Here is a 25419-nt window from a genome sequence, read left to right on the forward strand (position 1 = left end):
TTGAATAACCACACACCCATGTTAGGTATTTCCCCGCGGCGTGTCTAAGGAAGGTAACCCTAAGTGTCGCTGTCGTGGACGCGGTCAGTTCGGCGTCACCCGCAGGAGGTGCGCGCCTTGACCGTCTTGAAGCAGGTAGATCGCCCCGTCCGGGCCCTGCTCGACCTCGCGAATGCGGGCGTTCATCGGCCACTGATCGCCTTTGGTCGCCGTCGTCTCGTCGAGGTCGACGCGGATCAGGGCCTGGCCGGAGAGGGCACCGACGAAGGCATCGCCGCGCCACTGCGGGAAGAGCGGGCCGGAGTAGATCATCAGGCTGCCGGGTGAGATCGAGGGATTCCACCAGACTTTGGGCGCCTCGAAACCGTCGCCAGCCCGGTGGTCGGGGATGTCCTGGCCGCTGTAGTGCGAGCCATTGGAGGCCGCGGGCCAGCCGTAGTTCGCGCCCGCCCGGATGAGGTTGATCTCGTCGCCGCCCATGGGGCCCATCTCGGACTCCCAGAGGTTCCCGGCGGCATCGAAGGCGATCCCGAGCGGATTGCGGTGACCGTAGCTGTAGATCTCGTCTGCCGGAGACCCCTTGTCTACGAACGGGTTTCCCGGTGCCGGCGCGCCGTCGAGAGTGAGGCGGACGGTCTTGCCGAGGGTGGTGCCCAGGTCCTGGGCGGGGTCGAACTTCTGCCGTTCACCGCTGGTGACGAACAGGAAGCGCTTGTCGGGACTGATCGCCAGCCGGTGGCCGAAGTGGCCGCTGCCGCTGGTTTTGGGCTGTTGGCGCCAGATCACCGTCAGACCCTCCAGGCGGGCCCGGTCGCCGTCGAGGACGAGTCTGGCCCGGCCCACGGCCGCGCCGGTGCCCCCGTCGCCGGCTTCCGCCCAGCTCAGATAGACCCGCTGAGTCTTTGCGAAGTCCGGGCCGACGAGGACATCGCCGAGCCCACCCTGGCCTTCGGCCACGACCTTGGGCGTCCCACTGACCTCGATCCGCTTGCCGGAGTCCAGGTTGCGAATCGACAAGGCGCCGTCTCGCTCGGTCACCAGCAGGCGCGAGGAGTCGGGCAGGAAGGTCATCGCCCACGGCTCGTCGTAGGTCGCGATCTCGGTCACCCGGAACGGCAAGGTGCTGGACGACGCCATCGACGACGACGCCACCGTCGGCGATGCGGTCGGGGAACTCGGGGTGCAGGCCGCGACACCGAGCGCCACGAGAGCGGCGGGCAGGAGGCGAGCGCACGGCATACGGGCACGGTAACCCGGTGGGCTGGGCGGGGACCGGGCCGGCGAGCGGCCAAACCAGCCGGTGCAGGGTGCGACCGCCGCGATGTCGGCGAACCGGCCCGGCATACACTCCCCGGGTGTCCGCAGTCGAGGTCTCCGACGTCCACAAGTCGTATGGCGCGACGCAGGCCTTGGACGGCGCGACCTGGTCGGCTGGGGGCGGCCGGGTCACCGCGGTGCTCGGCCCGAACGGCGCCGGCAAGTCGACGACGATCGAGTGCTTGCAGGGTTTGCAGCGCCCCGATTCGGGGTCGGTGCGGGTGCTGGGTGTCGATCCTTGGGGAGCCGACGCCGAGCACCGGGCACGCGTTGGGCTGATGCTGCAGGACGGCGGCCTGCCCACGATGGTCAAGCCCCTGCCGCTGCTTCGGCATCTGGCCGCCCTCTACGCCGATCCCGCCGACGCGTCGAGGCTCGCCGCCCGTCTCGGCATCGACGGGTTCGCCGGCACGATCACCCGACGGCTCTCGGGCGGGCAGCGTCAGCGGGTGGCGCTCGCGGCGGCCCTCATCGGCCGGCCGGATGTGCTCTTCCTGGACGAACCGACCGCGGGCCTGGATCCGCATACACGTCTAGAGGTGTGGGACATCGTGCGCGAGGAGGCGGACCGCGGCGTCACCGTCGTGCTGGCCACGCACTCCTTCGAGGAGGCCGAACGGGTGGCCGACGACCTCGTCATCATCAGCCACGGTCGGGTCCGGGCCGCAGGCACGCGGGCAGAGGTCGAAGGTGAGGACACCTTGGAACGCGTCTACTTCAGCCTGACGTCGGGTGCTCAGCGGTGAGCACGTCGAGGGATCGCGCGGCGCCGGCGGGTCGGCGCGTGCGCCGGCAGGCGGGCTTCGAGGCCGGGATCCTGTTGCGCAATGGCGAACAGTTGTTGGTGGCGATCATCCTGCCGGTTTTGGCCCTGGTCGGCCTGCAGGTGGCGAATGTGCCCGACCTCGGGACAAACCGGATCGCCCTCGTCGCGCCGGGCGTGCTGGCGCTGGCCGTGGCGTCGACGGCGTTCACAGGGCAGGCGATCTCTTCTGCCTTCGACCGGCGCAATGGGGTGCTGCGGTTGCTCGGGACCACGCCGCTGGGACGTGGCGGGCTTGTGGGCGGCAAGATGATCGCGACGTCGGCAGTGCTGGCGATCCACCTGGTGGTCCTGGCGATCATGGCCGCGCTCTTCGGGTGGCGACCGATGGCCGGCGGAATCCTGCCCGGGTTGGTGACGATCGTGCTGGGCGAGGCATGCTTCGTGGCGCTCGCTCTGGCGGTGGCGGGCCGGATGCGGGCGGAAGCCGTTCTGGCAGTGGCAAATCTGCTCTGGGTGCTCTTCCTCGGGCTCGGTCTGCTCTTGCCCACGGGGGTGTTACCGTCGGCGATGGCCGTGGTCGCCCGCATCCTGCCATCGGGCGCCCTCGGGGACGGCTTGCGCTCGGCGTTCGCGAACGGTCACTGGCCGATCGCGTGCTGGGGGGTGCTGATTGTCTGGCTTGCCCTCGGGGCCGCCGTCACCGCCCGCACCTTCCGCTGGTCCGACTGACTCTCGACGTAAGGCGGGCGTAATCGGTTGAGGTGAGCGGGCGGCATACGCTCCGAATATGCGGACTTCCCGTAGGGACGCGTGGGCAGGCATCTCGGCGGTCGCCGCCGGCGCTGGTGTCGGCCACCTCGTGGCCTCGATCATCGCGCCCGATGCCTCCCCGGTCTTGGCGATCGGCTCGGCCATCATCGACGCCGCGCCGACGCCGCTGAAGGAGTTCGCCGTGCGGTGGCTGGGGACTGCCGACAAGCCCGTGCTCGTCGCGGGGGTGGCGCTTGGGGCGTTGGCCTTCGGGGCTGTAGCAGGGGTGTTGCAACGGCGTGGTCTCGGGATCTGGCTGATCCTCGTGCTGGCGGCCACGTGCGCTTGGGCGACGACGACGCGCCCGTCGAGTGGCAGCTATGCGATCGTGCCGAGCCTGCTGGCCGGGCTGATCGGCATGGCCGTACTGACCGGGCTGACCGGCCGGGCCGACGGCCGCGAACCTCCCGCTGCTCCATCGACTGCCGCCGCGGCCCTCGATCGCCGCACAACTATCGGGTCGGCGCTCGCCGTCGCAGGCGGACTGGTCGCCGGGGGTGTGGGTGTCCTTCGCAACGGCAGCGCGCTGCCCGCGGACGCGGTGACGGCCCTCCCCCGTTCGGCCACCCCACTGCCGCCGCTGGCTGTCGGGCTGGAGCAGACCACCCCCGGATTGACGGCTTTTCGGACACCGGTGGCCGATTTCTACCGGATCGACACCGCCTTGGCCATCCCCCGCGTCTCGCTCCCAGACTGGCGGCTGACGATCGACGGCGACGTCGATGCGCCCTATGACTTGACGTATGCCGATCTGCTCGCCTTGCCCATGATGGAGGCGGACATCACGCTCAACTGCGTCAGCAATCCGGTCGGCGGTGACTACATCGGCTCCACCCGATGGCTCGGCGTGCCCGTGCGCGATGTCTTGCGACGGGCCAGAATTCGCGCGTCAGCCGATCAGATCCTGAGCACCTCGGTGGACGGGATGACCATCTCGACGCCGGTCGACGCATTGCTCGACGACCGTGGCGCGCTGCTTGCGGTCGCCATGGACGGACGGCCGCTCACCCCCATGCACGGCTATCCGGTGCGGCTGGTGACGCCCGGCCTATATGGCTACGTCGGTGCCACGAAGTGGCTGACCCGGCTCACCGCGACGACCTACGCCGCCCAGCAGGCCTACTGGACCGAGCGCGGCTGGGCCGAGCGCGCGGAGGTCCAGACGCAGGCGCGAATCGACCTACCGCGTGACCGTCGAGTTGCGGCCGGCCCGGTCGTGATCGCCGGGGTCGCCTGGTCCCAAGCGCGACAAGGGATTTCACGCGTCGAGGTGCGCGTCGACGACGGGGACTGGGTCGAAGCCGACCTCGGCCCGGACGCCGGCGGGCACTATTGGCGGCAGTGGCGAACGACATGGAAGGCGACGGCGAGCGGGCGGCATACGGTCACGGTACGGGCGGTCGACGGCACGGGCGCCGCACAGACCGACCAGGTCGCCGATCCCTTCCCCTCTGGCGCAACCGGGCTGCACACCCTCGACGTCGAGGTGGACTGACCCTCGCCGCCAGTGGCAGCCGTGCCAGGCTGGCGCCCATGTCGCGCGCAACCGAGGCCGAGTCGATCGCCGAGTTCTGGCGCTGGTGGACGACAACCGGGGGGGCCACGGTCGCCTCGGCGATCGAAGGCAAGCGTCCCGCTGCCATCGCGGGAGAAGTGTCCGCGCAGGTCCACGCCCTGCACCCGGACCTCGCGTGGGAAACCGCGGCCGGGGATCTCACCAGGCACCTGCTCGTCGTCACTGCCGCGGGTGACGGCGCCGTGCGCGCTCTCGCGCGCCGCTGGCTGCTAGCCGCCCCGGCCAGCGACGACACCTGGTCGTATGCCGATCTGCGGCAGCCGCTGCTCGACCCCGGCACTGGCTCGCTCGTCGTCGCCGGCGAGGACATCGACTTCGCTCGGACCGTCGTCGGCGCGCGTGCCGTTGGCAACCATCTCGACGTGACCGTTCAGCACCCCGCCTTTGCCGCTCTCGGGGAGGACGATCGGCTCCAGGCGGCCTATCTCGTCCTGGACGCAGTCGCTGGCGAGGAAGCCGTCGAGTGCTGGCTCGGTGAGATCGCCGCCTCGACGATCGCGCCATTGGACGCCTTCCCCGTCCAACACCTGGGCGTCTTTGTGCGCACCTTCGCCCGCGAGCGGCAAGACGACGAGGGCAATCCGCAGTGGGTGCTGCTCCGTGGCACCGGGCCGGCCGGCCCCGTGATGGCGCTCGCGCTCTCGACCTTGTCGTGCGTCATCGCCCCGCTCTTCGACACGCACGTCGCCATCGACCTGCCGTATGCCGGTCGCACCGCCGAAGAGCTGCCGGATCCCCTTGCGCTGGAGTCACTTCGCACGATTGAGGATCGCTTGGTCGACCGCCTCGGGGCCGCCGGGCTCCTGGTTGCCGCCGAGACGAGCGCCGGCGTGCGTCGCCTGCACTTCTACGTCGAGACCGATGGCGCCGGCGCCGGGCTGCTGGCCGCCCAAGCCGACAGTTGGGGGGACGGCACGGCCGACGTCACCGTCACGGCCGATCCCGGCTGGGGCGAAGTGGCGCACTTGCGCTCCTGACCGGCTCCGAAAGCGCGTGAGCATCGACGCTCGCCGGGTCGCTACGGCCGCGTGAGCGCTGACTGTGTCCCGGTGGGACCACGATGTGCCGTACACTTGTTTCATCGGCCCGACCAGTTCTGCCGCGGGCTGCTTCGTCTTCTCGATTGCCATTGCTGCTGCGGACCACGACGTCCTCGCCGGGCAGAACGACTCGTTCCGAGACTCATTGGAGTACCTCTTCGGTGTCCCCTGACACGACCTTCGGCGCGCTCGGCGTGCCCGCATCCCTGATCGCCGTCCTCGCGGAGCGCGGCATCACCTCCCCGACCCCCATCCAGACCGCGACCCTGCCCGACTCCCTCGCCGGGCGCGACGTCCTTGGCCGCGGCCGCACCGGCTCCGGCAAGACCTACGCCTTCCTGCTGCCGCTCGTCGCCCGCCTGAGCGTCTCCACCTCCCGCCGGATGCCGTCGCGCCCCCGCGCGCTGATCCTCGCCCCGACCCGTGAGCTGGTCGCCCAGATCGAGGAGTCGCTCGCGCCACTGGCCAAGGCGGCCCGGCTCACGTCACGCACCGTTTTCGGCGGCGTCGGCCAGAGCCCGCAGGTCACCGCCCTGCGCGCCGGCGTCGACATCGTCATCGCCTGCCCCGGCCGACTCGAGGACCTCATCGGCCAGGGCCATGTCAGCCTCGATGCCATCGAGATCACCATCCTCGATGAGGCCGACCACATGGCTGACCTCGGCTTCCTCCCCGTCGTGCGCCGTCTGCTCGACCGCACGCCGCGGACCGGTCAGCGCATGCTCTTCTCCGCGACCCTGGACGCCGGCATCGACGTCCTCGCCAAGCGCTATCTGACCAAACCCGTGACGCACCAAGCGGATTCGGCGCAGTCCCCCGTCGCCGAGATGGATCACCACGTCCTGCACGTGGCTGCGGACGCGCACTTCCCCGTGCTCAAGGACCTCACCGCTGCGCCCGGGCGCACGATTGTCTTCACCCGGACCAAGCACCGCGCCAAGAAGCTCGCCCGTCAGCTCAATGCCGCCGGGGTGCCAGCCGTCGAGTTGCACGGCAACCTCTCGCAGAACGCCCGGACGCGCACGATGGATGCCTTCCACAGCGGGGCCGCTGAGACGCTTGTGGCCACGGATATCGCCGCCCGCGGCATCCACGTCGACGATGTCGGCCTGGTCATCCACGCCGACCCGCCGGTCGAGCACAAGGCCTATCTGCACCGCTCCGGCCGCACGGCGCGCGCCGGCAACTCGGGCACGGTCGTGACCATGATGCTCGACGAGCAGCGCGCCGAAGTCCGCGACCTGACCCGCAAGGCCGGCATTCGACCGACCACGACCCGCGTTGACGCGACCCACCCGCTGCTGCAGTCCCTCGCGCCCGGCGACCGCACCCTGCCCGGCCCGTATGTCGCCGACACACCTGCGCCGGCCGCCCGCCCCTCGCGTGGGGGTCAGCCGAGCAAACGCCGCTCCGCCGGGGGCCCCGGCCGACGCGGCGACAACGCTTCCGCAGGGGCGTCCAGCAGGCGGGGCGAGGTCGCCTCCCAGGACCGGCGCGCCCAGGGCGCCAGCCCGGGGCGCGGTGACGGGAACGCCCAGAACTGGGCGGGCGATCGGCATACGCCCTCGGGTTCTGCCCCGGGACGCCGCTCGCGACCATCCGTTGGGACGTCAAACGGTCGTCCTGGCGGGGGCGCGGCCGGTTTCTCAGCCGGCACCCGCGTGGGCTCTCGCGGCGGTCGCTGAACGAGGCCGAGCCAGACGGCTGCACGTCCGAGTCGGATCCGATCAGCGGCGCTGCGATCGGTAGTACTCGATCAAGGCGCGGGTGCTCGGGTCCTGAGCAGCCAAGGCCTCGTCGTCCTTGCTGATCGCCGGCGCGATCTGCATCGCCAGTTGCTTGCCGAGTTCGACACCCCATTGGTCGAAGGAGTCGATGCCCCAGGCGATGCCCTGGACAAAGGTGATGTGCTCATAGAGCGCGATCAACTGCCCGACAACCGAGGGCGTCAGAGCCGGGGCCATGATCGAGGTCGTGGGCCGGTTGCCCGGGAAGACCCGCGCCGACACGATCGCCTCCGGCGTGCCCTCGGCGCGGACTTCTTCCTCGGTCTTACCGAAGGCCAGCGCCTTGGTCTGGGCGAAGAAGTTGGCGAGGAACAACTCGTGGACGTCTTGATCGCCGTCCTTGACCGGGTGCGCGGTGTTCGCCAGGGCGATGAAGTCGCAGGGGATCACCTGCGTGCCTTGGTGGATCAACTGGTAGAAGGCGTGCTGGCCGTTGGTCCCCGGTTCGCCCCAGAAGACCTCGCCGGTGTCGACGCTGACGGGTGAGCCGTCGGTGCGCACCCGCTTGCCGTTCGACTCCATCGTCAGTTGCTGCAGGTAGGCCGCGAACCGGTGGAGATACTGCGCATACGGCAGCACGGCGTGGCTCTTGGCGTGGAAGAAGTCGACATACCAGACGTTGAGCATCCCCATCAGGACCGGGACATTGTCCGCGAAGGGCGTCTCGACGAAGTGCCGGTCGACGGCATGGAAGCCGCTGAGGAAGTCGGCGAAATTCTCCTTGCCGATCGCGACGGCGACGGCGGTTCCGACGGCCGAGTCGACCGAATAGCGGCCGCCGACCCAGTCCCAGAAGCCGAAGGCATTGGCCGGGTCGATACCGAACGCCGCGACCTTGTCCAGGGCCGTCGACACGGCGACGAAGTGCTTGGCCACTGCGCCCGTCCGGGTCTCGTCGGTGTCCTCGATCGCCCCCTGCTCCACGAGAGCGTTCCAGAGCCAGGCCCGCGCCATCCGCGCATTCGTCAACGTCTCCAAGGTGGTGAAGGTCTTGGAGGCAACGATGAAGAGGGTGGTCTCGGGGTCGAGGTCGGCGACCTTCTCGGCGAGATCGGTGGGGTCGATATTGGAGACGAAGCGACACGAAATGCTCTCCAGCACATAGGGCTTGAGGGCTTCGTAGACCATGACCGGCCCGAGGTCGGAGCCACCGATCCCGATATTGACGACCGTCTCGATGGGCCGGCCGGTGACGCCGACCCATTCCCCGTCGCGGACCTTGTCGGCGAAGGCGTAGATCTTCTCCAGGACCGCATGGACCTCGGCAACGACCTCGACGTCATCCACGACGAGTTCGTCGCCAGCCGGGCGCCGCAAGGCCGTATGCAGCACCGACCGGTTCTCGGTGACATTGATCCGATCGCCTCGGAACATCGCCTCCCGCCGCTCGGCCAACCCCATCTGCTCCGCGACCGCGACCAAGGCGTCCTTGATCTGGGCGTCGAAGAGGTTCTTGGACAGGTCGACGTGGAGGTCGGCGCACGCGAATGAGAAGGTACGCGCGCGCTCTGGGTCGGCGTCGAAGGCGGCCCGCAGGTCCGGGTGGTATCCGGCATATAGCTCGTTCAGCGTTGCCCAGGCACCAGTGGCGGTGGCGTCGGTGATCGTCATACCGGTAACAGTAGTGAGAAGCGGTGACGCTCGTCAGGTCCCGATCCGCCGGGCGAGCCTGTGGATAACTCCAGCCCGTTGTCGGCGTCGAGGCCGCGGGCTGCCCGTCCTACTGGGTCATCGACCCGGACCATCCCTCGATCATCGCCTGGGACCTGCTTGACGGCACGTATGCCGAGACCGCCCACGCCCACCGTGACGAGATCTTCCGGGTGACGGCACCCTTCGCCCTCGAGCTGGTCCCGAACGACCTGGTGGCGTGAGCCACCGCACGCCGCTCCCGGCGCAATGGCCGAGCGCAGCCCGGGTTAGCCTGATTGCCGTGACCACGCTCGGCCAGGCAGCACCTCCAACCACCCGGACCGATCGGGCGACGACCCACCCGTGGCTGCGTCCGATCCTGCTGGCCAATCTCGTGGTCGAGGTGCTCATCGTCGTCACCGGCGGCTTGGTCCGCCTGACCGGCAGCGGGCTGGGCTGCCCCAGCTGGCCGCAGTGCGTCCCTGGGTCTTATGTGCCGGTCGAGCACCAGGCCCAGGGCTTTCATAAGTACATCGAGTTCGGCAACCGCACATTGACCGGCCTGGTCAGCATCGCCGCGATCGCGGCGCTCGTCGCCGTGTGGCGCTGGTCCGACCGGCGGCGCGCCCTCGTCCTACCCGCCGGCCTGGTTCTCGGTGGCGTCGCTGTCCAAGCCGTTCTCGGCGGGATCACCGTCCGGACCGGCCTGAACCCGGCGACCGTCGCCGCGCATTTCCTTGTCTCGATGACCCTGGTGGCCGCGGCGGCCTCTGCGTATGCCGAGTCCGCGCTCCCCGGCGGCCCGCGCGTGCCGAGCGTGCCGGCGATCGTGCGCACCACGGCATACGCCACCATCGCCCTCGGCGCGGTGGTGCTGGCCTTGGGCACGATCGTCACCGGATCCGGCCCGCACTCCGGCGATGCAGACGAGCCGGCGCGCTTTGGCTTCGACCCGCGCACCATCTCCTGGCTGCACGCCGACGCGGTCATGCTCTTCACCGGCCTCGTCGTCGCCATGGTGCTCGCCACGCATCTGCGCTCCACCTCGTCCAGACCGCGCGATGCGTGGCGGTCAGTGCTGCTGATCACCCTCGCCCAGGGCGTCGTCGGCTATGCGCAGTACCTGACGAAGCTGCCCGTAGCGCTGGTACTGATCCACATGCTCCTGGCCACGCTCCTGGTCATCGGGTTGACGTATGGCGCCTACTCCCTCACCGAGCCCGGCAACCAGTCCGACTGACGCAGACAATTCCCGTGATACGCGTGCTGGCATTGATTCGCCGCCCGACTCTCCCGGTCATCTAGTCCTTGACCGGAAGCAGGTATGCGCGATGGCGAAGTCACCGGCACCAGCACGCCCGAATGTCCGAACCGCCCTACGCACGCGCGCTCGGACAAGTTGGGCGACGGGGGTCCCTCAGCCGATCGCCAGATAGAGCAGCGGGTCGAGGGCGACGGCGAGGAAGAGCACGGTCACATAGGTGATCGAGAAGTGGAAGAGCCGCATCGGCTTCATCACGGCCATCGAGGCGCCGGCGCGGGCCGCGCGAAGCAGGCGGTGGGCCTCGGCAAGGAAGAGTCCGCCAACGGCAACTGCGGCGACGGCGTAGAGCCAGCCCATGGGTGCGACCGGGATGAGCGTCAGGGAGACCAGGACCATCACCCACGAGTAGGCGACGATCTGCCTGCCGACGACCACATTGCTCTCGACGACCGGGAGCATCGGCACCCCGGCCGTGGCGTAGTCGTCCTTGAACCGCATCGACAGTGGCCAGTAGTGCGGCGGGGTCCAGAAGAAGATGATCAGAAAAAGCACGACCGCTGGCCAGCCGACCGAACCGGTGACAGCCGACCAACCGATCAACACCGGCATACAGCCAGCCGCGCCACCCCAAACGATGTTCTGCGCGGTCCGGCGTTTGAGGATCATCGTGTAGCCCACGGCGTAGAGCACGATCGCGCCGAGCGAAAGGGCGGCTGACAGCGGATTGACGAGCAGCGCGAACCAGGCCGTCGACATCACGGCGAGTGCGGTCGCAAACACAACGGCCGCTCGCGGGGTCACCGCCCCCGTGACGAGGGGCCGGTTGGATGTGCGGCCCATGTGCGCGTCGATGTCGCGGTCGTAGACCATGTTGTAGGCGTTGGCCGATCCCGCGCTGAGCGTTCCGCCCACCAAGGTGACCAGCACCAGCCACCACGACGGCACCCCCCGCTGCGCGAGAAACATCGTGGGAACCGTTGTGACAAGCAGCAATTCGATGATGCGCGGCTTCGTCAAGGCGACGTATGCCGCGAGCGTGCGTCGCCACGACGGGGCCGGCGCGGCGAACGCGGGCGTCGAGTCGAGCGTGGTCACGGAGAAACCTTCGCAGAGGGAGTGCCGGCTTCCGGCAAGTCCGTGCAGTCTATCCACCGACCATCGGGCGACGTACGTCACACGCACACTAGGCTGCATACGTTCATGCCTGATGGCCTGCCCAAGGAAAGGTTCCCCGTGATCGCAACGTCGACCACCCCGGCTTCCAAGCGCTCCCCCAAGGCGCCGCCCGCTCGCTCCGTCCCGGCGCCGAAGGCGAAGAAGGCCGGGTGGTCCGACGTCGATATCCGCGCCGTCGACACGGCGCGCGTCCTCGCGGCCGACGCCGTCCAGAAGACGGGCAACGGCCACCCGGGCACCGCGATGAGCCTGGCCCCGGCGGCGTACTTGCTCTACCACAACGTCATGCGCATCGACCCGGCCGACCCCCATTGGCTCGGGCGCGACCGCTTCGTCCTCTCCTGCGGGCACTCCAGCCTCACGCAGTACATCCAGCTCTACCTTTCGGGCTACGGCCTCGAACTCGACGACCTCAAGGCGCTGCGCACCTGGGGGTCGTTGACCCCCGGCCACCCCGAGGTTGGCCACACAACGGGGGTCGAGATCACCACCGGTCCACTCGGCTCCGGCCTCGCGTCGTCCGTCGGCATGGCGATGGCCCAGCGCCGTCAGCGCGGCATGTTCGACCCGAACGCCAAGAAGGGCTCCAGCCCCTTCGACCACCACATCTGGGTGCTCGCCAGCGACGGCGACATCATGGAAGGTGTCACCCACGAGGCCAGCGCCCTCGCCGGTCACCAGGAACTGGGCAATCTGACCGTCATCTACGACCAGAACACCATCTCGATCGAGGACAAGACCGAGATCTCCTTCTCCGAGGACGTGGGCAAGCGCTACGAGGCTTACGGCTGGAATGTCGAGACGATCAACTGGCGCGGCGACGGCAACGGCTCAACCTATGTCGAAGATGTCGACGCGCTTCTCGCCGCGTGCGAGCGCAGCCGGAGCGCGAGCAGGCCGACGCTGATCATCTTGCGCACGATCATCGCCTGGCCCTCGCCGACCAAGCAGGACACCGGCAAGTCCCACGGCTCAGCTCTCGGCGACGCCGAGATTGCCGGTCTGAAGGAGGCGTTGGGCTTCGACCCGAAGAAGACCTTCGAGGTCGGGCGCGACGTGATCACGCATACGCGCCGGTCGCTCAAGGAGCGGGCTAAGGCCGCCAAGAAAGAGTGGGACGTCGACTACAAGGCGTGGCGCAAGGCGAATGCGGACGGCGCAGCCCTCCTCGACCGGCTGGTGGCAAAGGAACTACCGGCCGGCCTGGACAAGGCGGTGCCGAGCTTCCCCGCCGATGCCAAGGGTCTGGCGACGCGCGCCGCGTCCGGCAAGGTCCTGACGGCGCTCGCTGATGTCGTGCCCGAGTTGTGGGGCGGCTCGGCCGACCTCGCCGAGTCCAACAACACCACGATGGACGGCCAGCCGTCCTTCATTCCCACGGGCAAGCAGACGCGGGAGTGGTCGGGCGGTCCGTATGGACGCACGCTCCACTTCGGCATCCGCGAGTTCGGAATGGGTCTGATCCTCAACGGCATCGCCCTGCAAGGATTGACCCGCCCGTATGGTGGCACCTTCCTCGTCTTCTCCGACTACATGCGCGCCGCCGCGCGCCTGGCCGCGATCCAGCAGCTCGGCGTGACCTTCGTCTGGACGCACGATTCGATCGGCCTTGGCGAAGACGGCCCGACGCACCAGCCGATCGAGCACCTCGCGGCGCTGCGGGTGATTCCGGACTTCGATGTCGTCCGGCCGGCCGACGCCAACGAGACCGCTGCCGCCTGGGTGGCCATCCTGCGCAATGACCGCCCGGCCGGCTTGTGCCTGAGCCGGCAGGCTCTGCCGACCCAGGACCCCAAGGTCGCGAAGATCGCCAATGTCGCCAAGGGCGCGTACATCCTGCGCGAAGCCTCCACCGGCACCCCGGACGTGATCCTGATTGCTACCGGCTCCGAGGTCGGGTTGGCCATGAGCGCAGCCGAGGCCCTGGAGAAGGGCAAGATCGCCACGCGGGTGGTGTCGATGCCGTGCCGGGAATGGTTCGAGCGCCAGTCAAAGTCCTACCAGGAGAAGGTCCTTCCCACGGCGGTCAAGGCGCGTGTCAGCGTCGAGGCCGGTGTGCCGATGGGCTGGCGTGAACTGGTCGGCGACGCCGGCGAGATCATCGCGATTGACCACTTCGGGGCGTCAGCAGATGCAGCGACCCTCTTCCGCGAGTTCGGCTTCACCCCCGAGAAGGTGGTTGCGGCCGCCAAGAAGTCCCTCAAGGCGGCGGCCGCCGGTCGCGGCCCACAGGTTCCCCCGCCCAGCGCGGGCATGGTCGACACCCCCGATTCGGCCAACTAGTCCACGACGAGCACACGGAGCGAAACCATGAGTGACAACGCGAACCTCAAGGCCCTCACCGACGCGGGAGTGTCGGTTTGGCTCGATGACCTCTCTCGCGAGCGGCTGACGTCGGGCAATCTGAAGGACGTCATGGAGCACAGCGGGGTGGTGGGCGTGACCACCAACCCTTCGATCTTCCAGGCGGCGCTCTCCAATGGCGACTCGTATGCCGCCCAGGTCGCGGAACTGGCGCAGGCCGGATCCTCGGTCGACGACGCCGTCTTCGCGATCACCACGACCGATGTTCGCGACGCCTGCGATGTCATGCGGCCCATCTATGACGCGACCAGCGGCCAGGACGGCCGGGTCTCGATCGAGGTCGACCCTCGCTTGGCGCACGAGACCCAGGCGACTATCGACCAGGCAATCCAACTCTTCGACGCCGTCGACCGGCCGAATGTGATGATCAAGATCCCGGGCACCGAGGCCGGCCTGCCCGCGATCACCGAGGTCATCAGCCGGGGCGTCAGTGTCAATGTCACCTTGATCTTCAGCCTGGAGCGCTATCGCGAGGTGATGAATGCCTACATCAGTGGGCTGGAGAAGGCCCGTGAGTCCGGGGTCGACCTCGCGACGATCCACTCCGTCGCGAGCTTCTTCGTTTCCCGGGTCGACACCGAGATCGACAAGCGCCTCGATGCCATCGGCACCGCCGAGGCCACGGCGCTCAGGGGCCAGGCGGCCGTCGCCAACGCGCGGCTCGCCTACCAGGCCTACGAGGAGGTCTTCTCGACCGCCCGCTGGGAGAGCCTGGCCGCGGACGGCGCGCACAAGCAGCGTCCGCTTTGGGCCTCGACGGGCGTGAAGAACCCCGACTACTCCGACACCCTCTATGTCACCGACCTGGTCGCGGCGAACACCGTCAACACCATGCCGGAGAAGACGCTCAATGCCGTCATCGACCACGGCAATATCTCCGGCGACCAGGTGACCGGGCATTACGCTGACGCCGCGCAGGTGCTCGACGCCATTGCCGGCCAAGGCATCTCCTATGCCGACGTCACGCAGGTGCTCGAGGACGAAGGCGTCGCCAAGTTCGAGGAGGCCTGGGGGTCGCTGCTCACGGACCTGCAGGCGGCCCTGGACGCGGCCAAGTAGATTCCACGAGAAGCCAACCAAGCACCATACGGAAAGGCAGTCGATGGCTCCCGCGCGAGTCGCTCCAGGAATCAACCCCCTCCGAGACCCGCGCGACAAGCGCCTGCCTCGGATCGCCGGGCCCAGCGCTCTGGTCCTCTTCGGAGTCACCGGAGATCTCGCGACCAAGAAGCTGATGCCGGCGATCTACGACCTTGCCAATCGCGGGTTGCTGCCGCCCGGCTTCTCGCTGGTCGGTTTCGCCCGCCGGGACTGGGCCGATCAGGACTTCGGCAAGATCGTCTATGAGGCGATCAAGGCCCGGTCGCGGACGCCTTTCCGTGAGGAGGTGTGGCGCTCGCTCGCCGAGGGCATCCGCTTCGTGCCGGGCACCTTCGACGACGACAGCGCCTTCGACTTGTTGGCGGCGACCTTGGCCGAGCTGGACGAGATGCGCGGAACCGGTGGCAACACCGCCTTCTACCTCTCGATCCCGCCGGGCTTCTTCTCGACCGTGTGCCAGCAACTCGAGCGCGCGGGGCTGTCCACCCCGCGCGCCGGGTCGTGGCGCCGGGTGGTCATCGAGAAACCCTTCGGGCACGACCTGACGAGTGCCCGGGAACTGAACCGGATCGTCGAGAGCGTCTTCCCGCCGGACGCGGTCTTCCGCATCGACCACTATCTCGGCAAGGAGACGGTGCAGAACCTCTTGGCGCTGCGCTTCGCCAACCAGATCTTCGAGCCGGTCTGGAACTCCAATTACGTCGACCACGTGCAGATCACGATGGCCGAGGACATCGGCATCGGCGCGCGGGCCGGCTACTACGACGGCATCGGTGCCGCGCGCGATGTCATCCAGAACCACCTCCTCCAGCTGCTCGCCCTGACCGCGATGGAGGAGCCGGTCTCCTTCGACGCCAGTGGCCTGCGCCTGGAGAAGGAGAAGGTGCTCGGCGCGGTCCGCATCCCCAAAGACCTCTCGAGCGGCACCGCGCGCGGGCAGTATGCCGCGGGCTGGCAGGGCGGCGAGCAGGTCGTCGGCTATCTCCAGGAGAAGGGCGTGCCCACCACGTCCACCACTGAGACGTATGCTGCGGTCCGCCTTGACATCGAGACCAGGCGCTGGGCCGGGGTGCCCTTCTATCTGCGCACTGGCAAGCGCCTGGGGAAGCGGGTCACCGAAATCGCGGTCGTCTTCAAGAAGGCTCCGCACCTGCCCTTCGACGACACCGCGACCGAGGAGCTGGGTCAGAACGCCGTGGTCATCCGGGTCCAGCCCGATGAGGGCGTGACCCTGCGGTTCGGGGCCAAGGTCCCCGGTGCGCAGATGGAGGTGCGCGATGTGACCATGGACTTCGGCTATGGCCGCGCCTTCACCGAGTCCTCCCCCGAGGCGTATGAGCGCCTCATCCTCGATGTGCTGCTCGGCGAGCCCCCGCTCTTCCCCCGCCACGAGGAGGTGGAACTGTCCTGGCAGATCCTCGACCCGATCGAAAAGTTCTGGGCGGCCAAGGGCGCCAAACCCGATCAATACCAGCCAGGCGGCTGGGGCCCGAAGTCGGCCGACGAAATGATGCGCCGTGACGGCCGCGAGTGGAGGCTCCCATGACCACCCCAATCAGTTCTCCGCTCCTGCGTCGCCCCGAGACTGATAGGGGTCCCCGGTGATCGTCGACCTGCCCAGCACCACGACCAGCGCGATCTCCAAGCGACTGGTCACCCTGCGCGATGACGTAGGTGCGATGGCCTTGTCCCGGGTGTTGACCCTGGTGGTCATCACCGACGAGGCCGACGCCAACCAGGCCATCGAGACGGCCAACCGCGCCAGCCGCCTGCACCCGTGCCGCATCATCGTGGTGGTCTCGGCCAACAAGCGCGGCTCCGCCCGCCTCGACGCTCAGATCCGTCTCGGCGGCGACGCGGGCGCCAGCGAGGTCGTCGTCCTGCGGCTCTACGGCCCGCTGACCGATCAAGGCCGTTCGGTCGTCATCCCGCTCCTGTTAGCCGACTCGCCCATCGTCGCCTGGTGGCCGGGCACCCAGCCCAAGGACGCGGGCACCGACCCGATCGGGGCGATGGCGCAGCGCCGGATCACCGATGCCTCGCGGGCGGGCGTCAAGCCGAAGACGGTCCTCGCCCGGCTCGCCGACACGTACACCTCTGGCGACACCGACCTGGCGTGGTCGCGGATCACTCTGTGGCGCGGCTTGCTCGCGGCGGCTCTGGACCAAGCACCATACGAGCAGGTCACCGAGGCGCTCGTCGTCGCGTCCCCGGATTCCCCATCGGGTGACCTGCTGGCCGGCTGGCTCGCCCAGAGCCTCAGGTGCCCCGTGTCACTGGCCCGGGCCACGACCGGCAGCGGCATCATCTCGGTTCGGCTGACCCGCAAGGCCGGGACCATCGACCTGGTGCGGCCGCAAGACGGCAATGTCGCCACGTTGATGCAGACCGATCAACCCGAGCGGACCATTGCCCTGCCGCACCGCAAGGACGCCGAGTGCCTGGCGGATGAGTTGCGGCGGCTCGATGAGGACGAGGTCTACGAGGACGCCCTGCGCCTGGGGTGGCCCAAGGTCGGGTCCAAGACCGTCACCCAGAGCACTGCCGTTCGTGCGGGGCTGGTGACCTCGGAGGCCGAGGCCGCGAAGATCGCTGCGCGGGTCCGGCGCCGCTCCCGGCTCGGGAAGGCCGCCTCCATGGTCACGACGATGCCGCCCGAAGTCGACGACCCCAAGGCGGTTCAGGTCGCCACTGCCGAGAAGCTTGCGGCCTCGCCCAAGACCGAGCACGACGCCCCAGCCGCGCCCAAGTCCCGCGCGGTCAAAAAGGCCATCGGAGACGCGAAGTGAGTGCGCCCGCGCGGGTAGTTGTCCATCCCGGCAAGCAGGCCCTGGCCGACGGCGCGGCCGCCCGCCTCGTCCTCGCCCTCCAGGACGTGCAAACGGCCCGAGAAACGGTTCACATCTCGGCGACCGGCGGCTCGATGGGATCGGCGCTCTGGGCCGCGGTGGCCCACTCCCCGCTGCGTGATCTGGTCGATTGGTCGCACGTGCACGTGTGGTGGGGCGACGAGCGCTATCTGCCGGCCGGCGACCCCGACCGCAATGACACCCAGAACGACGCGGCGGGTCTCGCCGCCCTGGGGCTCCCGCCGCAGAATGTGCACCGGGTGGCGGGGCCGGACACTAGCGCGTCCCCCGAGGCGAGCGCGCTGGCGTACGGCGAGGAGTTGCGGGCGGCGGGCTCGGGCGCCTGGGATGTGATGATCCTCGGCGTCGGTCCGGACGGGCACGTCGCCTCGCTCTTCCCCGGTCACCCGGCGCAGCTGAGCGCGGAGGCGATCGCGGTGGCGGTGCATGACTCGCCCAAGCCGCCGCCCACCCGCGTGTCGTTGACCCTCGAGTGCCTCGCCCGATCGCAACGGGTGTGGTTCATCGTGGCCGGCGCGGACAAGGCCGAGGCGGTGCGCAACGGGCTAGCCGGTGCCGCCCCCGAGATCTCAACAGCGGCCCAGGTGCACGGCGACGCCGAGACCTTGTGGCTGCTCGACGCCGACGCCGCAGGGTGAGCCTGCCTCCCGAGCTTGAGCTTGCGGCCATTGACGGACTTCAGCGAACGACGGGAAGATTCATGGATGCGCCCACGTCCTTAGCGACGTCGCTCACCGCATAGCTGTCGGCGGACAGCTTTGGCGGGTCGATGATGAACTCGGACGGATAGCAATATTGGTGGACGAGGGTGCCGTCTGCCGATATGAGGCTTCAGCGGATCAGGCCGCGTCCGCGCAGGGATTCGAGCGCCTCGTCGAGTATCTGGGCGCCGTCGGTGTCGGAGCGGCGCTCCTTCACATAGGCCAGGTGGGTCTTGTAGGGCTCGACCTTGGGCGCGGTCGGCGGGTTCTCGTGGTCCTGACCCGCGGGGAGACCGCATCGGGGGCAGTCCCACAACTCGGGAAGCAGCAGCCCGGCTTCCTGCGCGAAACTCGGCCGGGTTTCATGCCCATTGGCGCAGTAATAGGAGACGAACACCCGGGCGGCAACCTCACCGCGCTCGGCCTCGCCCATCGGTCCGGCGCCGACCCGGCTCCCACGAATTGCGTTACCACCAGCCATATGTCCCTGGCATCCTCTCTGAGCCGAGCGATCACATTGTGCGAAACGTCCGGGTCCGCGACCCGGGGGTGGTGCAGATGGGGGCCGCCGCCCCGCCGATCACGTGTTGAAGCGGTCGATCAGCCCGATGCCGACGATCGCCGTCGTCCAGATCAAGGCGATGACGATAGTGATGCGGGTGAGGTTCTTCTCGGCCACCGATGAGGAGCTCATCGAGGTCGACAGTCCGCCGCCGAACATGTCCGAGACGCCGCCGCCCTTGCCCTTGTGCAACAAGATGAGCAGAGTCAGGAAGCCACCGGAAATCACCAGCAACACCTGCAAACCGATTCGGACCGCGTCCACGCCATCAGCCTTTCACGTCTTCTCGAACGCCACGAGCAGCCGAAACCGGCCTCGGGCAGGATACCCCGCAGCACCCACCTCGACCCAACGACGGCGCGGGAATGCCTGGTTCCCGCGCCGTCGTCGATGGGACCGGGACGGTCAGCTCGCCGTCAGGTGCGACTGGTAGCGGCAGATCGCCGCAAACTCCGGTGCGTCCAGCGATGCTCCACCCACGAGCGCGCCGTCGACGTCGGGGCCGGCCATGATCGCGGCGATGTTGCCGGACTTGACCGAGCCGCCATACAGGATGCGAATGCCGTCCGCGGTGTCGCCGGAGTAGAGCTCGGCGAGTTCGCCCCGGATCGCCCCGCACACCTCCTGCGCGTCCTCCGGCGTGGCGACCTCGCCGGTGCCGATCGCCCAGATGGGTTCGTAGGCGATGACGACGGATCGCACCTGCTCCGGGGTCAGCTGGGACAGGCCGGCGCGGACCTGGTCGAGCACGTGCGCGACCTGGTTGCCGGCCTTGCGCACCTCGAGGCCTTCGCCGCAGCAGAAGATCGGCGTCAACCCATAGCGGTATGCCGCGATCAACTTGTCCGCGACGACAGCGTCGCTCTCGTCGTGGTATTCGCGGCGTTCGCTGTGCCCGACAATCACATAGGTGCACCCGAGCTTGGCCAGGAAGGCGCCGCTGATCTCACCGGTGTAGGCGCCGCTGTCATGGACGGAGAGGTCCTGCGCGCCGTACTTGATCGACATCTTGTCGCCGTCGACCAGGCTCTGGACGGTGCGGATGTCGGTGAAGGGCGGACAGACCGCGACCTCGACGGAGCCGTAGTCGTGCTTGGCGTCCTGAAGGCTCCAGTCCAACTTCTGCACGAGATGAGTCGCCTCGATGTGATCGAGGTTCATCTTCCAGTTCCCCGCCATCAGGGGAGTACGGGACATTATTTGCCTTCCAGAATGGCGATGCCGGGGAGCGTCTTGCCCTCGAGGTATTCGAGGGATGCCCCGCCACCGGTGGAGATGTGGCCAAAGTCGGAGTCGGCATACCCGAGCTGCCGCACGGCGGCCGCCGAGTCGCCGCCACCGACGACGGTGAGCGCGCCGGCCGAGGTCGCGTCGACGAGCGCCTGGGCGACGGCCTTGGTGCCGGCAGCGAAGGGGGCCATCTCGAAGGCACCCATCGGGCCGTTCCAGAAGACCGTCTTGGCGTCGGCGAGCTTGCTCGCGTAGAGCGCGGCCGACTCCGGGCCGATGTCGAGACCCATCATGTCGGCGGGGATCGCGTCAGCGGCGACGACGGCGGCCTCGGTGTCGGCGCTGAAGTCCGTGCCGCACACGATGTCGACGGGCAGGACCAGCTCGACACCCTCGGCCGCGGCGCGCTCGAGATAGCCCTTGCACGCGTCGACGCTCGCCTCGTCGAAGAGGCTCTTGCCGATCTCGTGGCCCTGGGCGGCGAGAAAGGTGAAGAGCATCCCGCCACCGATCAGCAGGCGGTCGGCCTTACCGAGCAGGTTGTCGATGACGGCGAGCTTGTCGGCCACCTTGGCTCCGCCGAGCACCACGACATATGGGCGCTGCGGGTCCTCGGTCAGCCGCTTGAGCACGTCCACCTCGGCGGCCACGAGCCCACCCATCGCGGACGGCAGGATCGTCGCGACGTCGTACACGCTCGCTTGCTTGCGGTGCACGACACCGAAGCCGTCGGAGACATAGGCATCCGCTAGGCCGGCGAGGGCGCCCGCGAACTCCGCGCGTTCCTCGTCGGTTTTGGCCGTCTCCCCCACGTTGAAGCGGAGGTTCTCCAAGAGCACGACGCCACCGTCGGCGAGGCCGTCGACCGCAGCTTGCGCGGAGGGGCCGACGGTGTCGTCGGCGAACGTGACCGGCGCGCCGAGCAGCTCGGAAAGCCGCGCGGCCACCGGGGCCAGCGAATACTTGGTCTCGGGAGCGCCCTTGGGACGGCCAAGGTGCGCGCACACGATCACGCGTGCGCCCGCCTCGGTCAGGGCCTTGATGGTCGGCAACGAGGCCCGGATGCGCCCGTCGTCGGTGATCGTGGTCCCGTCAAGGGGGACGTTCAGGTCGGACCGGACGAGGACGCGTTTGCCGCGCAGGTCGCCCAGCGAAGCCAGGTCACCCATGGTGGATCAGAGGCTCTTGCCCACGAGGTTGACCAGGTCAACGAGCCGGTTGGAGTAGCCCCACTCGTTGTCGTACCAGCCGACGACCTTGACCTGGTTGCCGATGACCTTGGTCAGCGGCGCGTCGAAGATGCAGGATGCCGGGTCGGTGACGATGTCCATCGACACGATGGGGTCCTCGGAGTACTTGAGGTAGCCCTTGAGCTGTCCGGACTCCGCGGCCTTTTTGACGATCGCGTTGACCTCCTCGACCGTGGTCTCGCGGCTGGCCTCGAAGGTCAGGTCGGTGGCGGACCCGGTCGGGGTGGGCACGCGCAGGGCGTAGCCGTCGAGCTTGCCCTTGAGCTCGGGCAGCACCAAGGCCACGGCCTTCGCCGCACCGGTCGTGGTCGGGACGATGTTGAGGGCGGCGGCGCGGGCGCGACGCAGGTCCTTGTGCGGGCCGTCCAGGAGGTTCTGGTCGCCGGTGTAGGCGTGGATGGTCGTCATCAGGCCGCGGACGATACCGAGCTCGTCGTTGAGCGCCTTGGCCATCGGGGCGAGGCAGTTGGTCGTGCACGAGGCGTTGGAGATGATGTTGTGCTTCTCCGGGTCGTAGTCGCCGTCGTTGACGCCCATGACGAAGGTGGCGTCCTCGTTCTTGGCCGGCGCGGAGATGATGACCTTCTTGGCGCCACCGTTGATGTGGGCCTTGGCCTTGGTCGCGTCGGTGAAGAAGCCGGTGGACTCGATGACGATGTCGGCGCCGACCGACTTCCAGTCCAGGTTGGCCGGGTCACGGTCGGCGAAGACCTTGAAGGACTTGCCGTCCACGGTGATCGACTCGTCGTCATAGGTGACGTCACCGTCCAGGCGGCCCAGCACGGAGTCGTACTTGAGCAGGGTGGCGAGCGTCTTGTTGTCGGTCAGGTCGTTGACCGCGACGATCTCGACGTCTGCACCTGAGTCCAGCACGGCTCGGAAAAAGTTGCGGCCGATGCGGCCGAAGCCGTTGATGCCAACGCGAACAGTCATGCGAAAGCCTTGCCTTCCGATAGGGGTGTTGGTGACGCGGCAGTGCGTTCACCCGATCCACTCCCCAGCTTATTGCGACGGTGTGACAGGCCGCACGTCGCCCACGGATCGGACACAACGACGCCGTTCGTCTCGCCTGTCGACCGGCCGTCGGAAGCGGTCAGGAATCGAGCATGTCGAGGGTCAGCGAGGCCTCGGTGTCCGGTATGCCGAGCTCCGCGGCTCGCTTGTCGGCCATCGCCAGCAGGCGGCGGATTCGCCCCGCGACAGCGTCCTTGGTCATCGGCGGATCGGCCAGGCCGCCCAACTCCTCCAGCGAGGCCTGCTTGTTGGCGACGCGCAGGTCCCCAGCCACACGAAGGTGATCCGGCACATCGTCGCCGAGGATCTCCAGCGCTCGCTGAACGCGGGCGCCCGCCGCCACCGCGGCGCGTGCCGAGCGACGCAGGTTGGCATCGTCGAAGTTCGCGAGACGGTTGGCCGTGGCGCGTACCTCGCGGCGCATCCGCCGCTCCTCCCACACAAGCACGGCCTCGTGTGCTCCCATCCGCGTCAACATCGCGCCGATCGCGTCGCCGTCCCGTATGACGACCCGGTCGATGCCGCGCACATCGCGCGCCTTCGCGGGGATCTCGAGCCGCCGCGCGGCCCCGACGAGCGCGAGGGCCGCCTCGGGCCCCGGGCAGGTGATCTCCAGTGCCGAACTGCGACCGGGCTCGGTCAGCGAGCCGTGCGCGAGGAAGGCACCACGCCACGCGGCGACCGAGTCGCACACGGAGCCGCCGACGACCTTGGGTGGCAGCCCGCGCACCGGCCGCCCGCGCGGATCGATCAGGCCCGTCTGGCGGGCCAGGGCCTCACCGCCTTCGATGACGCGGACGACATACCGGCTGCCGCGGCGCAGGCCGCCCGCGGCGAGCACAAGCACCTCGCTGCGATGCCCATAGAGCTCGTGGATCTCGCGGCGCAACCGCCGCGCGACATTGGGGGTGTCGAGCTCGGCTTCGACAACGATCCGGCCGCCGATGATGTGCAGACCCCCGGCAAAACGCAACATTGCGGCCACCTCTGCCTTGCGGCAGCAGGACTTCGTCACCTCGAGACGACTCAGTTCGTCTTTCACGGATGCGGTCATGGCCATCGGCCCATCCTGCCATCCCCGGCGAGGGTCGGCGTCCCTGGGAAGTCAGACCTCGTGGCCGCCGAAGATGTCGCGATAGGCGGCCGCGAGCCGCAGCGGATCGTGCGCACCCGGAGTGCGCGGCGAGGAGACCGGCGTGACCAGGAGCGCGGCACCGAGGCTAGCGACAGCGGCTCGCAACTCGTCCTCGTCCTCGACGATCGATGGATCGGCGAGGACGACGTCGAAGCGCAGCCCGGGCGCATGCATACGAAGCGAATCGATGTGGCGCACAGCGGAATAGCCGAGAGTCTCCTTGGTCTGCATCTCCAGGTTCAAGGTCAGCATCTTGCGCGCCGGACTGTCCTGCAGGGCCTGTTTGAGCGCCGGAACGAGAAGGTGCGGCAGGACCGAGGTGAACCAACTCCCAGGTCCGAGAACGATCCAGTCGGCTTCCATCAAGGCGGCGAGCGTGCCGGCATGTGCCGGTGGATCGCTGGGGTGCAGGGCGACCGACTGCACCTGCCCCGCCGTTCGCGCAACCTGCTGCTGGCCCACGACCGCGACCAGGTTCCCGGGTCGCTCGGGATCCATGGCCACCTGAGCGGTGATCTCCAGGGGGACCGCGGCCATGGGCAGCACCCGGCCGTGCGCATTGAGCAGCCGTCCGACCAGGTCGAGCCCGTGGACCGGCTCGGGGTCGAGATCCCACAGCGCGACGATCAACAGATTGCCGAGAGCATGTCCCCCGAGCGGCCCGTCCCCGGAAAAGCGGTGCTGCAGGACATCGCGCCACTGGTGGCCCCATTGCGTGTCATCACACAGGGCCGCCAGCGCCATCCGCAGGTCGCCGGGCGGGAGCACGCCGAACTCTTCGCGCAGCCGCCCACTCGACCCGCCGTTGTCGGCGACCGTGACGACGGCCGTGATTCGATCGCACACCAGCCGCAGCGCGGTCAGCGAGGCGGCCAGGCCGTGCCCGCCGCCGAGGGCGACGACAACCGGGGCGTTCACTCGCGCCCCAGATCGCGGTGCACGACGAAGGTCGAGAGCCGGGGGCCGGTCAGTTCGGCAGCGAGACGCTCCGCAACGGCGACCGAGCGGTGTTTGCCACCGGTACAGCCGACGGCGACGGTGGCATACCGGCGCCCCTCGCGGGCATACCCCTCGGTGACGGTTTCCATGAGCGAGACCACCTTCTCGACGAATTCGGCGGCGCCGTCCTGCGCGAAGACGAACTCCGACACCGGCGCCTCGATGCCGGTGTGATGACGCAACTGTGGAACCCAGAACGGATTGGGCAGGAAGCGCATGTCGAAGACGAAGTCGGCGTCCAAGGGCACGCCGTACTTGAACCCGAACGAGAGCACCGCCACCCGCGTCCGCTCCTCGGAGATGGCAAAGAGCGGTGTCACCTTCCGCGTCAGCTGATGAACGTTCAGGCCGCTGGTGTCGAGGACGACGCTGGCCATCGCGCGCACATCGTGGAGGAGTGCTCTCTCCTCGTGGATGCCGTCCAGAAGTCGGCCCTCCCCCTGGAGCGGGTGCGGCCGTCGGACACTCTCAAAGCGGCGCACCAGGGCCTCATCGGTGGCGTCGAGGAAGATGACATTCGGCGTCCAACCGCGCCGTTCGAGGTCGCCGATCGCCTCGCTCAAGGTGACATTGAACTCGCGCGCTCGCACATCCACCACGGCAGCGACCCGGGTGCGAGCGGCATCGCTGCCGCGTTCCCTCTGCAGACGCGACGCGAGTTGGACGAGGTCGAGGATCAGCGCGCCCGGGAGGTTGTCGACGACATACCAACCGAGATCTTCCATCACCCGGGCCACGGTGGACCGGCCGGCTCCGCTCATCCCGGTGACGATGATGAAGTCGATCTCCATGCCCTTCACTGCCGGCCTCCTCGACACGGTCGGT

The 25419-nt window shown here is 68.6% G+C and carries 23 protein-coding genes; 12 read left to right on the forward strand and 11 right to left on the reverse strand.

Going from position 1 to position 25419, the window contains the following annotated elements:
• Nucleotides 1-84: 84 nt before the first annotated feature.
• Nucleotides 85-1239 (reverse strand): PQQ-dependent sugar dehydrogenase, encoded by a 1155-nt coding sequence (locus ABD209_RS05265; RefSeq protein ID WP_344063117.1) that lies wholly within the window; start codon nucleotides 1237-1239, stop codon nucleotides 85-87.
• A 116-nt stretch (nucleotides 1240-1355) separates the two neighbouring features.
• On the opposite strand from ABD209_RS05265, the gene ABD209_RS05270 reads away from it, so the two are divergent.
• The 6 genes from ABD209_RS05270 (at nucleotide 1356) to ABD209_RS05295 (ending at nucleotide 7194) form a co-directional block, all read left to right on the forward strand.
• A complete protein-coding gene (locus ABD209_RS05270; RefSeq protein ID WP_324385489.1) occupies nucleotides 1356-2063 on the forward strand; it encodes an ABC transporter ATP-binding protein in 708 nt (235 codons plus the stop codon).
• Nucleotides 2060-2812 (forward strand): ABC transporter permease, encoded by a 753-nt coding sequence (locus ABD209_RS05275; protein WP_344063119.1) that lies wholly within the window; start codon nucleotides 2060-2062, stop codon nucleotides 2810-2812. The genes ABD209_RS05270 and ABD209_RS05275 overlap by 4 nt, the downstream gene beginning before the upstream one ends.
• A 58-nt stretch (nucleotides 2813-2870) precedes the next feature.
• Nucleotides 2871-4388, forward strand: coding sequence for a molybdopterin-dependent oxidoreductase (locus ABD209_RS05280; protein ID WP_344063121.1), 1518 nt, complete (start codon nucleotides 2871-2873; stop codon nucleotides 4386-4388).
• A gap of 38 nt (nucleotides 4389-4426) precedes the next feature.
• Nucleotides 4427-5446, forward strand: coding sequence for a DUF695 domain-containing protein (locus ABD209_RS05285; RefSeq protein ID WP_344063124.1), 1020 nt, complete (start codon nucleotides 4427-4429; stop codon nucleotides 5444-5446).
• An 85-nt stretch (nucleotides 5447-5531) separates the two neighbouring features.
• Nucleotides 5532-5681 carry a hypothetical protein gene (locus ABD209_RS05290; RefSeq protein ID WP_344063127.1) on the forward strand — a complete coding sequence of 50 codons (150 nt, stop codon included), beginning with the start codon at nucleotides 5532-5534 and terminating at the stop codon, nucleotides 5679-5681.
• Nucleotides 5671-7194 (forward strand): DEAD/DEAH box helicase, encoded by a 1524-nt coding sequence (locus ABD209_RS05295; protein ID WP_344063130.1) that lies wholly within the window; start codon nucleotides 5671-5673, stop codon nucleotides 7192-7194. The genes ABD209_RS05290 and ABD209_RS05295 overlap by 11 nt, the downstream gene beginning before the upstream one ends.
• Before the next feature lie 42 nt (nucleotides 7195-7236).
• Here ABD209_RS05295 and pgi read toward each other — a convergent pair whose 3' ends face one another.
• Complete coding sequence (pgi, locus tag ABD209_RS05300; RefSeq protein ID WP_344063133.1) at nucleotides 7237-8907, reverse strand: glucose-6-phosphate isomerase; 1671 nt, start codon at nucleotides 8905-8907, stop codon at nucleotides 7237-7239.
• A gap of 322 nt (nucleotides 8908-9229) precedes the next feature.
• On the opposite strand from pgi, the gene ABD209_RS05305 reads away from it, so the two are divergent.
• Nucleotides 9230-10168: a COX15/CtaA family protein gene (locus ABD209_RS05305; protein WP_344063136.1), complete on the forward strand. Its 939-nt coding sequence runs from the start codon at nucleotides 9230-9232 to the stop codon at nucleotides 10166-10168.
• A 177-nt stretch (nucleotides 10169-10345) separates the two neighbouring features.
• On the opposite strand, the gene ABD209_RS05310 is transcribed toward ABD209_RS05305, so the two are convergent.
• On the reverse strand, nucleotides 10346-11287 hold the full coding sequence (locus ABD209_RS05310) for a heme o synthase (protein WP_344063139.1): 942 nt from the start codon (nucleotides 11285-11287) through the stop codon (nucleotides 10346-10348).
• 105 nt (nucleotides 11288-11392) lie between these two features.
• Here ABD209_RS05310 and tkt point away from each other — a divergent pair, with 105 nt between their 5' ends.
• From tkt to pgl, 5 genes are read left to right on the forward strand one after another with little or no spacing between them, the layout of a single operon-like run.
• Entirely contained in the window at nucleotides 11393-13651 is a 2259-nt protein-coding gene (gene tkt / locus ABD209_RS05315) for a transketolase (RefSeq protein WP_344063142.1), read from the forward strand.
• 27 nt (nucleotides 13652-13678) lie between these two features.
• On the forward strand, nucleotides 13679-14791 hold the full coding sequence (gene tal / locus ABD209_RS05320) for a transaldolase (protein WP_344063144.1): 1113 nt from the start codon (nucleotides 13679-13681) through the stop codon (nucleotides 14789-14791).
• A gap of 43 nt (nucleotides 14792-14834) precedes the next feature.
• Nucleotides 14835-16379 (forward strand): glucose-6-phosphate dehydrogenase, encoded by a 1545-nt coding sequence (zwf, locus tag ABD209_RS05325; protein ID WP_344063147.1) that lies wholly within the window; start codon nucleotides 14835-14837, stop codon nucleotides 16377-16379.
• Between the two features lie 55 nt (nucleotides 16380-16434).
• Nucleotides 16435-17622, forward strand: coding sequence for a glucose-6-phosphate dehydrogenase assembly protein OpcA (locus tag ABD209_RS05330; protein ID WP_344063150.1), 1188 nt, complete (start codon nucleotides 16435-16437; stop codon nucleotides 17620-17622).
• A complete protein-coding gene (gene pgl, locus ABD209_RS05335) occupies nucleotides 17619-18341 on the forward strand; it encodes a 6-phosphogluconolactonase (protein ID WP_344063152.1) in 723 nt (240 codons plus the stop codon). The genes ABD209_RS05330 and pgl overlap by 4 nt, the downstream gene beginning before the upstream one ends.
• A gap of 193 nt (nucleotides 18342-18534) precedes the next feature.
• On the opposite strand, the gene ABD209_RS05340 is transcribed toward pgl, so the two are convergent.
• The 8 genes from ABD209_RS05340 to rapZ form a co-directional block, all read right to left on the reverse strand.
• Nucleotides 18535-18885, reverse strand: a complete 351-nt coding sequence (locus ABD209_RS05340; RefSeq protein ID WP_344063155.1) for an RNA polymerase-binding protein RbpA — start codon at nucleotides 18883-18885, stop codon at nucleotides 18535-18537.
• 99 nt (nucleotides 18886-18984) lie between these two features.
• The gene (secG, locus tag ABD209_RS05345) at nucleotides 18985-19230 is read right to left on the reverse strand and encodes a preprotein translocase subunit SecG (protein ID WP_324385504.1); all 246 of its coding nucleotides are present in this window, start codon (nucleotides 19228-19230) and stop codon (nucleotides 18985-18987) included.
• A 141-nt stretch (nucleotides 19231-19371) separates the two neighbouring features.
• The gene (tpiA, locus tag ABD209_RS05350; RefSeq protein WP_344063236.1) at nucleotides 19372-20166 is read right to left on the reverse strand and encodes a triose-phosphate isomerase; all 795 of its coding nucleotides are present in this window, start codon (nucleotides 20164-20166) and stop codon (nucleotides 19372-19374) included.
• A complete protein-coding gene (locus tag ABD209_RS05355) occupies nucleotides 20163-21365 on the reverse strand; it encodes a phosphoglycerate kinase (protein ID WP_344063158.1) in 1203 nt (400 codons plus the stop codon). The genes tpiA and ABD209_RS05355 overlap by 4 nt, the downstream gene beginning before the upstream one ends.
• A 6-nt stretch (nucleotides 21366-21371) precedes the next feature.
• A complete protein-coding gene (gene gap / locus ABD209_RS05360) occupies nucleotides 21372-22379 on the reverse strand; it encodes a type I glyceraldehyde-3-phosphate dehydrogenase (protein WP_344063160.1) in 1008 nt (335 codons plus the stop codon).
• A gap of 160 nt (nucleotides 22380-22539) precedes the next feature.
• Nucleotides 22540-23520, reverse strand: coding sequence for a DNA-binding protein WhiA (gene whiA, locus ABD209_RS05365; protein ID WP_344063163.1), 981 nt, complete (start codon nucleotides 23518-23520; stop codon nucleotides 22540-22542).
• Nucleotides 23521-23565: 45 nt separating this feature from the next.
• Nucleotides 23566-24513 carry a gluconeogenesis factor YvcK family protein gene (locus tag ABD209_RS05370; protein ID WP_324385508.1) on the reverse strand — a complete coding sequence of 316 codons (948 nt, stop codon included), beginning with the start codon at nucleotides 24511-24513 and terminating at the stop codon, nucleotides 23566-23568.
• The gene (gene rapZ / locus ABD209_RS05375) at nucleotides 24510-25385 is read right to left on the reverse strand and encodes an RNase adapter RapZ (protein ID WP_344063239.1); all 876 of its coding nucleotides are present in this window, start codon (nucleotides 25383-25385) and stop codon (nucleotides 24510-24512) included. Before rapZ ends, ABD209_RS05370 begins: the two co-directional genes overlap by 4 nt.
• Between the last annotated feature and the right edge of the window lie 34 nt (nucleotides 25386-25419).

The sequence above is a fragment of the Nostocoides vanveenii genome (genome assembly GCF_039531165.1).
Taxonomy (GTDB): domain Bacteria; phylum Actinomycetota; class Actinomycetes; order Actinomycetales; family Dermatophilaceae; genus Nostocoides_A; species Nostocoides_A vanveenii.